9 protein-coding genes are annotated in these 13,466 nt (G+C 37.9%); 1 reads left to right on the forward strand and 8 read right to left on the reverse strand.

What is annotated here, in order from left to right; all coding sequences use genetic code 11:
• Nucleotides 1-2: 2 nt before the first annotated feature.
• Complete coding sequence (locus WNY98_RS10835; protein ID WP_342877893.1) at nt 3-1,004, forward strand: D-Ala-D-Ala carboxypeptidase family metallohydrolase; 1,002 nt, start codon at nt 3-5, stop codon at nt 1,002-1,004.
• Between the two features lie 110 nt (nt 1,005-1,114).
• Here WNY98_RS10835 and WNY98_RS10840 read toward each other — a convergent pair whose 3' ends face one another.
• The 8 genes from WNY98_RS10840 to WNY98_RS10875 all read right to left on the reverse strand — a co-directional run bounded on the left by WNY98_RS10840 (nt 1,115) and on the right by WNY98_RS10875 (nt 13,175).
• Nucleotides 1,115-1,432 (reverse strand): hypothetical protein, encoded by a 318-nt coding sequence (locus WNY98_RS10840; RefSeq protein ID WP_294122351.1) that lies wholly within the window; start codon nt 1,430-1,432, stop codon nt 1,115-1,117.
• An 86-nt stretch (nt 1,433-1,518) separates the two neighbouring features.
• Entirely contained in the window at nt 1,519-2,883 is a 1,365-nt protein-coding gene (gene pelG, locus WNY98_RS10845; RefSeq protein WP_342877894.1) for an exopolysaccharide Pel transporter PelG, read from the reverse strand.
• Nucleotides 2,871-4,388 carry a GT4 family glycosyltransferase PelF gene (gene pelF, locus WNY98_RS10850; protein WP_342877895.1) on the reverse strand — a complete coding sequence of 506 codons (1,518 nt, stop codon included), beginning with the start codon at nt 4,386-4,388 and terminating at the stop codon, nt 2,871-2,873. The genes pelG and pelF overlap by 13 nt, the downstream gene beginning before the upstream one ends.
• Entirely contained in the window at nt 4,381-5,364 is a 984-nt protein-coding gene (locus WNY98_RS10855) for a protein PelE (RefSeq protein ID WP_170071991.1), read from the reverse strand. Before WNY98_RS10855 ends, pelF begins: the two co-directional genes overlap by 8 nt.
• Entirely contained in the window at nt 5,361-6,659 is a 1,299-nt protein-coding gene (locus tag WNY98_RS10860; protein WP_170071992.1) for a PelD GGDEF domain-containing protein, read from the reverse strand. The genes WNY98_RS10855 and WNY98_RS10860 overlap by 4 nt, the downstream gene beginning before the upstream one ends.
• Nucleotides 6,656-7,171 carry a protein PelC gene (locus tag WNY98_RS10865; protein ID WP_170071993.1) on the reverse strand — a complete coding sequence of 172 codons (516 nt, stop codon included), beginning with the start codon at nt 7,169-7,171 and terminating at the stop codon, nt 6,656-6,658. Before WNY98_RS10865 ends, WNY98_RS10860 begins: the two co-directional genes overlap by 4 nt.
• Nucleotides 7,172-7,185: 14 nt before the next feature.
• Entirely contained in the window at nt 7,186-10,467 is a 3,282-nt protein-coding gene (locus WNY98_RS10870; protein ID WP_342877896.1) for a tetratricopeptide repeat protein, read from the reverse strand.
• The gene (locus tag WNY98_RS10875; protein ID WP_342877897.1) at nt 10,467-13,175 is read right to left on the reverse strand and encodes an endo alpha-1,4 polygalactosaminidase; all 2,709 of its coding nucleotides are present in this window, start codon (nt 13,173-13,175) and stop codon (nt 10,467-10,469) included. The genes WNY98_RS10870 and WNY98_RS10875 overlap by 1 nt, the downstream gene beginning before the upstream one ends.
• Between the last annotated feature and the right edge of the window lie 291 nt (nt 13,176-13,466).

A 13,466-nucleotide genomic window follows, 5' to 3' on the forward strand; every position in this document is an offset into this window, starting at 1 on the left:
TTATGCAATTTATTCATTATATTTCTATCGCCATATCCACACTTATATTTAGCAATAATGTATTTGCTGCAGCGCCCACAAAAGCTGCGCATCAGGTGGTTGATATAAAAAATAAAGCTAACTTTGAAGATGCAGAATTTAGCTTGAAAATTAACGATATAGTTATGCCATACTCGGTGTTTTCGGTGTTTGTAATGCCCCAAGAGCAGGTTGAGTTTGAAGTGCTTTTTGCGCAATCAAAAAAAGCCTACAATTTAATTAATACTCAAGGAAAGTCCGAGCTTACGGACACTAACCGCTGGCAATGGCAAGCACCCAAAGAGCCTGGTTTAACAACGGTAATTATTGAGTCGCCCGATAAAAAACAGCGTATGAAAATTAACGTTTTTGTAAAAGTACCCGCAGACCACGTTGAAGGAGGAAAGCTCAAGTATTACCACATTGGCCACTACCCTAAGCCTTCACAGATTAAAGACACTGCACATTACATAGTGCCCGATGGATTTGTTGAGGTAACGCCTGAAAATGAAAACGTAAAAATATCACCTCACTTTTCACTAAAAGAGTTTGTTAGTAAGCAGCGAAGTAAGCACCCAAAGTATTTATTTTTACAAAACAAGTTGCTACTTAAACTAGAAAAAATACGCAAAGAGCTCATTTTAAAAAACATACCTGTCAGTAATATGGTGGTTATGAGCGGTTACCGAACTCCGTACTACAATAAATCAATTGGCAATGTAAAACTTAGCCGACACGTATTTGGTGATGCTGCCGATATTTTTATAGATAACGATGGCAACTACCGCATGGATGACATAAATAATGACGGGAACCATTCAATTGGTGACGCTAAAGCTATGGCTGATATAGTGGAGTCGTTAGCTAGACGTGAATCATTTAAAGGTTTGCTAGGTGGTTTAGGTATTTATGGCCCTAAGTCGCACAGGGGCGCATTTATACATGTTGATACGCGTGGTTTTAAAGCGCGTTGGGTAAGTAAATAGTTATATTAATAAATATATTAGCGCAATTATCAATTAGCATGTTTAAAAAGTGTTGGTAAAACTCATATTACTAACACTTTTTGAGACAAGCTTAGCAAAAGCTAATAGTATTAAGATAATAACGCCCATGTCATTAAGATGCTAAATGCGTACGATTCGCTAAAGTTAATTTGACGAACATTAAAAATATCTGAAAGCAAGCGATTCCAAATTTCGTTAAATAACTTCGACAAAACTAACGCACTAGCGATCCATGTCGCTAAAAGTAATGTCATTTTTACAATTAAAGAGTCAATATACGTATCTATGAGGGCTTTTGATTCGTATGTACTTCCTACTTCAAAATTAGTTAACGCAAAAACTAAGCTTATAGTCCATAAAGCTATCGTTGCTAATATATTAAAATGTATTGTAATTCCCTTTTCCATAAAATACTTCCTTTGATAATATGTTTTTATTACACAGATATTGTACTTAATTTAGTCTATATTGTTCCCGTTAAATGCACAATGCGCTATTGCAGCATAAACGTTTCGTATTCTAAATCTTCAAATTGTTTAGAAAGCCAAAATAAGCCAACAACAGAGGTAATAATAGTTGAGAGAGCAAAGCCGTAACCATAAAACTGCGGCCCAAAAGCTATTGATAGCAAAGTTAAAACCACATTTATTACCAAAAATAGTCCAGCTAAAAATAGGACTGTTGAGCGTTTATCTAAATAAAACAAAATATTCAAAATAGACAAAAATATAACTTGTACACCTACACCAACTACATCAATAAATAACAGCGTTTTGTAGTTTGGATCAATACCAATAAAGGTAAGTATTTGCTCACCCCATAATAATAAGCAGGCAACGGTAATACCCTGAATTTTAAATATATCGTATAAACCAGCACGTGCAGTTTGGATCATACTGTCTTTTAATATGTATATCTCTTCAAGAGATGAGCCACCACGAATAGCGGTGTAAAAACGGTCGTACTCTTCTACAAAGTCGGTTTCCATTTTTACTAAAAATACTGCCATACCAGGAATAATAGATAAATAGGCCAAAAATATAGGTAAGTCATAAATTGGGCTGGCTCTTAACGTGCCAATAATTTGGATTGATGTGCTTGGAGAATACCAAAAAATGATTTTATCAGCCCACACGCCAATATTGTAAAACAGACCACAAAAGAACAGGCTGTAATACACTTTTTTATTGCTTAAAAAGTCAAAGCTTATAAGTTTTTCACCCGGGTAGCGGCGAATAATCATAAATAAAAAGCTAAAAAAGAGCAGTGCTTCGCCTGCAAAAAACGCAAAAAATAAGCCGTCTAACTGCCAGTCTCTTAATAAATATGCAAGCAGTACCATAAAGGCGTAACCACTTAGCATGGTAATCAAAATCAACCGGTATTCTTTCATACCCGATAGAAAAATAGCGCCAAGCCACTGATTACATAAGCTGACAAAGGCACCTAAAATTATAATCTTAGTAACAACGGGCATAGGGAGCATAGGCCATACAGCCAAGCCCACCAATAATGCGGCTATTGTTGTTATAAGTTGCGCACCAAGTAAATTAGGAAGTACTTTTTCCTCTTCTTTTTGAAAAAACAAATCGGCAATAAATCGAGTTAATAATAACTGCAAGCCACCCGTTAAAATAAGTGAAGCTGCCATCATGTAGGTAACAAGCGTTAAAAACTGAATAATAAGTACTTTAGGTAATACAACGCCTAAACTTAAAATACCAATTAGCATTAATGCTACAATAGAGAGCAGCCAAGGACCTGAGCCTATTAAGCCCGCGTAGCCGTATGCTTCAAAAACTGAGAGCAGGGTGTTTTTTTTGAGAATTTTTCGTATCTCAAAACCTATTCCGGCCATGCCATTGTATCCTTATAAAGTTTATCGTAACGGGCAAACATGTGGCTCTCGTCATAAAATTTTTGTACGCGGTCTAAACCACTTTTTTGATACTCAAGCCAAACTTGCTCATTTGTTAGCATGTTTGATATTTGTTGTGCTGTTTCGCTAGGTGAAGCAATTGAGACAACTTCACCGGCTTTACCTAATGCTTTATCTTCATCGGTTCCGCCTTCGATTATTTCGCGGCACGAGCCAACATCACTAGCAAGTACAGGCACACCGGCCGCCATTGCTTCTAAAAGTACTAAAGGCTGCGCTTCGGAAATCGAGGTTAAAGCTACAATTCCGAGCTTAGGCAAAATTTTGGTAATATCTTGCATACCTAAAAACTTTACACTGCTTTGTAAATCAAGACTGCCTACAAGTAGTTCACACTCTTTGTAATATTGCGGATCTTCTTCATAAGGGCCGATGATCCAGCCTTCTACTTCAGGCAGCATCGATTGCGCCTCTTTAATCGCACGTATAAAGGTTTTAATATCTTTTATAGGCACTACACGTCCAATTAATCCAACAACCGGTGGTATCTGTTTTGGACGCTGCTCAAGCGCTTCAATAAAGCGCACTGTTTTAATTCCATTAGGTACAACAAATGCTTTTTCAGGCGCTGCACCATCCTTTATTTGGCGCTGCCTGTTACCGTCGTATAGCGAAATGACCTTATCTGCTTCTTGGTATGTTGTTCGGCCGATTTGCTCAAAAAAGCTGATCCACATACGGCGAATAAAGCCCATTTCGGTATTTAAGTTTTTACCTAGGCTTTGCTCAGACTCTTTGATCCAACTGGCTTGAATAAGATCTATTTTTCTCTCTTTGGTGTAAATACCATGCTCGGTCAACAAAAAGGGAGTATCGCTTATTACACTGGCACCAGATCCTAAAATACCAGCATACCCGGTAGATATTGAGTGAATAAGTTTAACTTTTGGAAGTCCGCGTGCAATTTCGGCTATTTTAAATAGCGGTTTATATAAATTGCGGTATGACCAAAAAAAGTCAATAAAAGAGGATTCATCACAAAAAGTTGAATAGTAATTGGTGAGTACTTGCCACGATGATTCACTATATAAAAAGTCGGCTTCGTTAATACCGTCTTTTTTAGCCAAAGTCTCAAATGCAAACTTTAATAAATCAGTTGGGATGGGCTCATCACAATCTCTAAAATAATTTTGTAGCTGCTGCCAAAAATCAAAGAGTTCTTTTTTATATTTAACGCCATGCTTGGCTTTTATTTCAGAAGTGTCATTTTCCACTAAATAATGTACATGCAGCTTGGTAACATTTTTAGGCAAAGTATATTGAATCTCGCCATAATGCTCTGGTGCTCCACCTATAAAAACAAGCTCAAAGTTATAATGAGGTAACCCTTCAATTATTTGATGAACCCAGCTAGATACGCCACCACGTACATAAGGGTAAGTGCCTTCTAAAAGCAGTAAAATGTCTGCATTTTTATTACTCATGCCAATACTCCTGCAAATGACGTAATTCACTGCCCTTAGGTTGTTCTGGGAGTTCTTTTAAGTAGCGTTTACAGTCGTCAAACTTGTTCATACAAAAGGCAACTTCGGCTTTATAAGGCAACACATGGCGCCTTGCCATACCAAACTCAGTTGCTTTAAGTAGATACTCATGGGCTATTTCGTATTTGTCTAAGGCTAAAGATATACGCCCTAAAAATATAAAAGTTGCGGGTGTTTTTACGTGCTCAATACTTTGCAATGCAAGTGCTTCTGCTTTTTCTAAAACGTATTTACGCAGTGCGCCTTGGGCTAAGCCTAAATAGCTCAGTTCCCAATAAAGTTCGGCTAGCTGTTTTTGTAAATGACTCAATTTTGGCTGCTTAGTTGTAACTGCTATTTCTTGCTGATACAAACTGATTTTTTCGTTAAGTTTGGTTTCTTTACCATCAAGGGTTGAGTAGGCGAGTAGTCGAATATCATCTTCTAAATCTTTAAGTGCTAGCTTTAAAATAGGAATGGCTTGTGAGTCACTCATGTGACGAGCCGCCATTACAGCACTTAAACGCTTATTTGGCTCATTAGCGTGCTTCAAAATTGCTTTGAGTCCGCCAATTGAATAGGTTGGATTTGCTGATATTGCTCTGGCTTCAAAAGGAAGCTCAGGTATTTTATGCTCCTCTATTTCTATCTCGTCATTCTTGAGAGGTTTACAAAGAGCAAATGTAAGTGCTACTACAACACCTATAATTCCAAGTACTGGTAATGTAAGCAATAATAAAAACATGAGTAGCAAAGAGCTATAAGGAGTCGTTTTGTATTTTTTAGGTATAAAAACATAACTAACAATAGCAAAAAAGATGCTAGCAATAGCATGCAATAGTATAGCTAAAAACCAATTAGGTGTTTCCAGTACTTCTATTAGTGCAAAGTACTGACAAATACACCCTAATATAGCCGCTACAATAATTATAATCATGAAAGTGAAACCAATCTCTTTATGTCATCTGAGCTTATAGGTAGTGCAAGTTGCTGCTCAATAACAATATCGAGCTCAGCTAAAGTGCTACCAGTGCGCTCTTTACACCAAGTGTTCATTCGGGCGATAAACCCTGCTTTTTCAAGTTCATCAGCTAATGGCATCAATAGCAGTAATACCTGATTTTGATTATCGTACAAATAAATGTCTAAACCACGGCGTGCTTCACTTAAATAACTCATAAGTTGAGTGGATTTATCAGTAATATTATTAGCTTTTATTTTTAGTAGCTGCGATGGAATGTTGTATCGTTTTGCTTCTTTATTCGCACGTTTAACTTGGCGAATAAAGTATGGATACTCTTCATAAGTCATTACTGGGTTTGTTATTTCATGACGCAGTAGGTCGCCAATATGCCCAGCCATAACTGCAAGTAGTGTAAGAGTGGTATTTTTAAGTGCAAAAAATTGTACTCTTTCAACTAAAATAGCGCCATAAATTGTGTTATTTACGTCGATAAGTGGAATCGCCATATGGTATTTACTTATACCTGATGCCATTTTTGCGTCTTTTACTGATACTAATTCTTTTTCTTCAATCATCGCTAATATAAGAGGATCGTTTTCAGCTATTTGACTCATTTTGCCAATAGAGGCAAGTGGTGGCTCTAAAACAGTGTCATTTTCAACTTTATATAAACCCGCTCTTTCTAATAAACCATATTCAACGAACAGGTCGATTATTTTTTGCGCTGCGCTATCAAGTCTTCTTTCTTTTAATAGCCCGATAGAGGTTCTTACTGCTTGTAGCGATTCACGCAAACTTAACGTATGGCCAGCTAACATTTGCTCTATTCTATCGTGAGATGAATTAATTAAGTGATACTGACGAGTAAATGTTTCAAGGCGGTCGGTTACGTACTCAAGCTGAATACTTTGTTGTTGATTAGTGCGCTCCCACACATCCCTAAATTCACCTGTGATCATAATTACAATAATGTAGCCAATCATGGCGTTAATATTGAAGTCGCTTTGTGGTGATAAAATATTTGCTTGAAGTAAAAAAAGTTGGCCAACAAGCAAACATAAAATACTAATAAAGCCTTTTGAAAAGCCATAACGTAGAGAAACTAAAAGTGGGCCAAGTACAGGCCACGAAAACCCTCCCTCAGTCCAAAATGGGTCCTCTGCGTTAAATAATACAGGCAGCCCTAAAGCAAGCGCGGTAAATATAAATACCTCAGCCCATATTTGTAGCTCAGGAACGTCTCTTGGTCTAAGGAAATGTGTTTTCACTCACTAACCTCTATATAAGAAATTAAATCGGCAATCACATCTTGTGCTGTTGCTGCAATGCTATCGCGGCCCCAACCACTTTTAGCAATAGTACCGGTCCAAATCGGTGTTGTTTGTCCATTTACAGTGAGTGATAATGTAAGTGCAACAACGGGTTCGCCATCAAGGCCAGCTTTGTAGCGCCACTCTTCAATACTGCCTGTTAATACATAGTCAGCTTGTTGAGTGTTTAACCACTGCATAGCATTGTCTAAGCGGTATTGATCGTCCAGTGGTGGAAGCTCTTTGGTGTTAACGCGAGGTGCGCGTATAAGAGTTGGTAATTTATTTTGTTGCCAAATACTGGCTAAAATATCTTCAGCACGCTCACCTGCAAGCGGTGTTTGAGCATGATTAACAAGTGGCATTAATGCCACTGTTTTTAAAGGGCTAAGCTCTACATCATCAGCAACTCTGCTGGTGGTACATGCTGATAATAGTAATACCAAACACGGTATAATTAAACGAAACATACTCTCTCCTAACATTAAAAATGTACGTAATAACCTAATTGTAATTGTGTATCTGAGTTACCCACTTTATTACTACTTTGGTAACCCAGCTGTAATTTAAATAAATCATCGCCTAGTACAGACCAACCTGCGCCACTCGAAACAGATACATCTACTGTATCGTTAAGTGTTTGATAGCCAGTACTTATATCGAATAGCCATGAAGGGTTTGCGCCTAAATAAGGCGGCTCTAACGAACCCGTTGAGGCAAATGAGGTACCTAGTGCAAAGCGCCTAAATGGTTGAAGGTCAACTCTTAGAGGTCTTGTGTCTGTATTTATTAATGCATTTACACGTTCAAAGTCTTGCCATTGTGCACTAAAATAAGCGTTCCAAATTGGGCGATCTTTTAAAATGCTGTACTGGTAACGTGCATAATATTCTTGGCCATTAATGAGTGAGCTGCCATCGTCTCTTCGAGAAAAAGACATCGCTGCTGCTGATAGTTGTACGTTTTGTCTACCATCAATGTTGTAGTTAACATAGGCCGTGGCTTTATCTAGTTGAGCATAACTAAGTAGCGCTTCTGATTGGCGGTTTTCAACATTATATTCAAGCTTTAAACCTATCTGTGTACGCGAATCCCATTGATAACGAGAGTCTAAGCTAAGACCTTGGCGGCTAACTAAGCTGCCTTGGTGAGAATCTATTTTTGCATCAAAATACCAACGACCAAATGTCATTTTATCTTCTATCGCAAACAGTAATCCGTTGTTATCAAGATTTTGCTGATTACTTAAACTTAATTTCCATTGCCCATTAGCATAAGGAAAATAAACGTTTACATCGTACTGGCTACTGTTTAAACCAGCCTCTGGCGATAGGTTAATTTCAAGCGCCCTAAAGTAGGATGCACGTGCATTTCTAAGTAAGCTCAATTGTGATTCGTCAAGCTCACCAGTCAGTTCTTCATACCAACGCTGCATTGTTGCGTATGGCTGCTTTAGATAGAGTAGGGCGTTTAGTTCATCTAATTTGCTTAGTGAGCCTTCTGCTAAAAGTTGTTTCGCTTTATTAAATTCGCCGTTGGTCATATAAAGTTGTAGTTTTTGCCATGGCTCTAATTTTTGTGCAGCTCTGCGCGCTAACCACCAGTTTGTTTGGGGCTCACCAATAGTGTCGGGGGCAAGTTCTTCCATTGTGTTTAATTGCATTAAATGAGGAACAGCCATCGCGCCCGCCCAGCGGAACATTAAGCCTCTGTATGCATATTTATCTTTAGGTAAGTGTTGCAGTAAATAGTGATTAAGTTCAGCAGCATTTGCATAATAACCAAGTTGCTTCATTACATCGGCTAAGTTAACCAGTGTTGTTAAATCGCTTGGATCTGCAATGGCTAATTTACGCAAATAAAAGTAAGCACTGTTATATGACTTTTCGTGAATAGATAAGCTTGCTAATAGCTGGGTCCACGCATAGGAAGGGTCGCTTTGAGAATAGCGAGCTAAAATGCGGCTAATCATCACGGTGTCGTGCATTTGCAGCGCTAACCAACCTTGTGCCAGCAAAACATCAGAGTCATATTCACTTAATTTAGCGGCGCGGTTTAAAGTCGTATAAGCTGAATTTAAATCACTTTGGTTTTGATACCAATTTGAAAGAATTAACCAAGCAGGGTAGAGAGCTTTATTGTAGCGCTGCTTATCAAGTTCAGCATGAATACGTGCAACTGATTTAGCATCATTTACTTGTGTGCTTAATAATGCAATTTGAATCAATTGACGGTCAGTTTGCGACTCACTTTTCCATAAATAATCAAGAAGCTCCTGAGGCCGACCTTCAAAGCGCAGTTGTTGGTAGTGCAGCATGTCGCCTACGCTCAAAGGACTTATTTTTTGTAACTTCTCTAATGCATATACCTCATGAGCTTTGTCCTTAACTCGCATTGCCATGTCAACATTGGCGCTCCAAAACTCATCGTCAGAACTTTCATGTTTGTTTTTTAGTACTTGCAGAGCTGTAGAAAAGTCATCATCTAGCCAAAATGCGCGGGCAATCCAAAGTAAATCTTCTTCATTTTTAGGCCCTTTATATGTAGGCCACAAAGCTCTTAATGCTTTTAAATTACCAGTATCGTGAAGTACTTTTGCTTTCCAATATTGTGATAATGCACTTTTACCATTTATTTGCTCAAAGCGTTCAATATTATTTAATTCTTGCTTTGTGTTACCAATAAATTCGTTAGCTTGCATCCAATTAGCAAAGCCATTACCTTTTAGATTTCTATTTTGGGCTTTATATTCGTATATATCATTAGCGTCTTGGTATAAATATAAAGCGGTGGCATCGTTAATACTATCGGTAAGCATCGCAGGAGTTACAGCTTTGTTAGACATTAGCCATTTAAACTCTCGAAGTGCTTCTTTAGGCTTGTTTTGCCAGCGCTTTATCTTCCAATTTAATAAATGTAGCTCTTTGTCAGCTGGGCTTTGTAGTAATAACTTTGCGAGTAATTGCTCTGCCCCTTTTGCATTTGCATTTGCTAAACGCAGGTGCATCGCTTGTGTTAAGTACTCTGTGTTATTTGGCTCAGCTTTTAATAAACTTTCAATGGCTTGAGCCGCATCTTCTGTATTGCCTGCTAAGTTAGCCAAATAAAGTGTGCGTTTAATATTGGCTTGGTCGCCATAGGTTTTCCACCATGCATAAGCTTGTATCGGGTTATTTGCACCAAGTGCAGTTTCAATCGCTTTAGCTGCAATATCAGCATTTATATTTGTTTTATAAATAGCGAATGCTTTGTCTGGTTCGCCTGCACTTAACCAGTAATCGGCTGCAAGGAGAGGCTGTTTATTTTTTTGATAGTACTGAGCAACTTTTGCATTTAACCCAACTGCTTTTGCAATAGTTAATATTTGTTCGTTCCAGTTTTTATGAGCACCAATTTTTAAAGATAGTTCTTCAAAGCGGTCGTCAACTTTAGCACCGCTTGCTAGCCATAATGAGTAGAGCAGCTTTATTTCAAGTGTTGCTTTGCGCTCACCCCTAGGTAGCTTTTCAAGCTCGTTAGTAGCTTGTGAATACTCACTAAGCCCTATATGTAGCTCAACTAATTTTGCGCGTAGCTTTTCGTTGTCGGGCTCTGTATTGAGCGCTGCATTAAGGTAAGACTTCTCAAAGGTATAGTCTTGTGAAAGTTCATCATCTTCAAAAAATAAGGTGTGAGGAAATAATGCATAAAGTGCAAAGCAACTTACAGCTAATATTGCTAATATTGTTTTTACAGAAATTAACTGAGGGCGCTTTTTAGCATTCATTATGGAGCGACTCCATTGCAGTTAAGATAGCCATAAAATTGACCTTTTGGCAGATTAAAGTGCGTCACATTAGCGCGTGAAATACCTTTAAAGTGCTCTCCCAAACTAGATACAAACTCGCAAGAACGTGCATTTATTAAATCAAGTGAAGCAGGTACCCACGCTTTAAAGCTAACAGGTCCGTTAACTTGCCAGTTATCAATAACAACATTTGCAGACGCTAAATAAGGTTTTTTACTATTTTGACTGTGATCAAAGCTAAGACGAGCTACGTTATTAATAATGTGTATATAGTCACCTTTTTCAGTTACACCCGATACACCTTCACTTTGAGCTATGTTTGGCATATCAAAATCAGTAGGAATTCGTAAAGTACGAATGTATTTTGAGCTAAATAGCCATTCATTATTACTGTTTTTTGCAAGTGCAGAAAAATAAAAATCTTTTGCTACTTTTGCATAATGGCTTAAATGCACAGGCGTATTTGGTCTTGCTAAAACATAATCTATGTTGTGTTTAAGAGCGTCTAAACCCGCAAGAACTTCACCTGAATAAAAGTGATAGTAAATAGTGTAAGGTTTTAACCTATATGGCTTTTCTGTAATTTCGAAAGTTTCAGTTAAGCGTCTAAAGCCATAATAAGGGCCATGCCATAAGTTAGTGTAAACATTTTCATTTAATATGGGGGCATAAATTTGATACAGCAAATCTCTTTCAGGGCGGCCAATAGGTGATATATGTGTAAGGCTAGGGTTATCGGAATTTACATCAGTGTTGCCGCCATTGACGTTTAGCACACCAGCATCACGAGCCAGTTCAAGCGCTTTAGGACCAGGTGTTGCATCGCCTGACCATAACATCATCACTGTTTTTTTATTTTTAGGTGTGAGTTTTCCATCAATATATTTTATCGAATCTGTAATTTCTTTTTTAAGGCTGATGGTGTTGTAGCCAGGTACATCTAGATGAAAACCGTAATCAGTGTCGTCTTCATCTATTTTTTTTCGCCCAGATAGAGCAGTCCAAAAATAGGGGTGGCTATAGGTGTGTGAAGCAACTTCTACGTAAGGCAGCTTAAAAATACTACGTGCAATGCCTTCAAGTTTGGCACTTTGTTTAGCGTGAATACCGCCTTCTTCAATGTCAGCTTGGATCACAGATGACGTCAAAGGCAGTTTATAGCGTTTAATTATTTCATCTCGAATCACTTCTGCTGAATATGGCTTACCTTCGTAATGGGCAACACTTGTAAATCCATCGCCATCAATATGCAGCGTAAGCATTCGCCTGCCACTTTCGGTGGTTGTATCTGGCACTAATATAGGTGGTAATTCCATAGCCTGAGTTAGTAGTGTACGTGGATCAATAACCCATTTGCTGCCTTCCATCGGAAAGGTATCAATTAGCCAAGGAGCAACCACGACTGCGCCATATTTAGTTTTAGCCGCTTGTACAACTATTGTGTCATCCGATGATTTTATTGTAATTAAAGGAGTCGCTTCAGTTGCTAATTTTAGTAAATATGGTTTGACGATAGGGGGAGGTGTTGTGGATTCTCCTTTGAGCCAAGGTGCAAAGCTATCTTGTTTATATGGACCTTCAGGTAGTGTGTTTAACGACTCAATACCCATGCTAAATAGTAATTTAGTTGACTGTGGTAACTCGCCTAAAATAAGTTCTGGCACAACACCTAAATTAGCTTCAAGCCAATTGGTAAGTGTTGGCGTGTAAAATGCGTCACTTGATGTCCACGAAATAATACCAGCATGTAAGCTAGGATCAACCAAAGGTAAATCGCGCTTTGCCATATCTATGTAATCAGGTATGTACCCCAAATACTCAATCATGGTCGCAAGCTTTAAATGTACGGTAGTGTAAATGAGTGGTTTTACATTACTATTGTACGGAATGAGGATGCGTCTTGGTACTGGTGATATAGTTGATGTACCCCATGTTTGTAAGTGCCCATCTGTTACCCAGGGAGTAAAGCCAGCTTGTTTTATTTTTTGCGCCATAGCAAGGCGGTTGTCAGGCTGTGCATAATCAATAACTTGTACTTTAAAACCTAAGTTTTGTGCTGTTTTTAATTGTGCGCTTAGCCAAGCTTGATCGTTTTCAGTAGTTAATTTGTAGCTGTTATTAGTTGGGTTGTAATGGCTATATAAACCTTCAGCAACTAAGTCATTAGCTAGACCCGTTAACTTTGGTAATAACTCAAAGCCTCGATTAAGAATAAGATGCTTATTAAACGTATCAGAGAGGTTTTTTATAATCGCGACTAAGCCATCTTGTTGATCTGATTTACTGTGCTTGTCATCTAAAAGTTGATAACTGTCTAGGGTATCTAAAAATAAACCACTGAAACCACGTGCTTTTAAAGTAACTGCGCTATCTTGCATTTGTTGTTGCCAATGCGTAGATGTTAAATCGGAAATATGGCTATTCCAGTTAGGATTAACTGAAAGTGAAGACTTACTTTTATTAAACGATTCACCCACACTTAAATAAGCGTAAACAGCAATGTTTCGTTTTTTAAACCAATTAAGCTCGTGCTCGGTCACAAGATCAGGCTGGACTACAACGCGAGAATAAAAGGTCATTTCGGCTAATGGCATCGGCGCTGAGTAGTAAAAAGCGATACTATTATTTACAGGTGCTGAGAATGCATGAGCAGACACTAAAAGTGCAAGGTATAAAATATATTTCATTAATAATTCATTTTTATTAGATTATAACTGTGACTCAAAGTGATGCGTTCCGATTTCATTCTAGCTATTTGGTATTAGTGATATAGGCTTATTATATGTTAATAAAATATTAATATCTATATGTTCATTATTTATATGAACCTAAAATCTATACTAACATGAGTAATGCGCTAACTCATTACATAGGGATTAATTAGCCGCTTTAATACGCCATCAAATTAAGTTTAGATCAATACAGCCGTTAGAATTCTAAATCTCTTATTAAAGGGTGGGAAATTATACATTAATTAA

The sequence above is a fragment of the Pseudoalteromonas sp. AS71 genome, from assembly GCF_038900275.1.
Taxonomy (GTDB): domain Bacteria; phylum Pseudomonadota; class Gammaproteobacteria; order Enterobacterales; family Alteromonadaceae; genus Pseudoalteromonas.

Bases quoted from the DNA above. Each gene is read 5' to 3' on its own strand.
- WNY98_RS10835 (WP_342877893.1), top strand. From the start codon at position 3: ATGCAATTTATTCATTATATTTCTATCGCCATATCCACACTTATATTT.
- WNY98_RS10840 (WP_294122351.1), bottom strand. From the start codon at position 1,432: ATGGAAAAGGGAATTACAATACATTTTAATATATTAGCAACGATAGCT.
- pelG (WP_342877894.1), bottom strand. From the start codon at position 2,883: ATGGCCGGAATAGGTTTTGAGATACGAAAAATTCTCAAAAAAAACACC.
- pelF (WP_342877895.1), bottom strand. From the start codon at position 4,388: ATGAGTAATAAAAATGCAGACATTTTACTGCTTTTAGAAGGCACTTAC.
- WNY98_RS10855 (WP_170071991.1), bottom strand. From the start codon at position 5,364: ATGATTATAATTATTGTAGCGGCTATATTAGGGTGTATTTGTCAGTAC.
- WNY98_RS10865 (WP_170071993.1), bottom strand. From the start codon at position 7,171: ATGTTTCGTTTAATTATACCGTGTTTGGTATTACTATTATCAGCATGT.
- WNY98_RS10870 (WP_342877896.1), bottom strand. From the start codon at position 10,467: ATGAATGCTAAAAAGCGCCCTCAGTTAATTTCTGTAAAAACAATATTA.
- WNY98_RS10875 (WP_342877897.1), bottom strand. From the start codon at position 13,175: ATGAAATATATTTTATACCTTGCACTTTTAGTGTCTGCTCATGCATTC.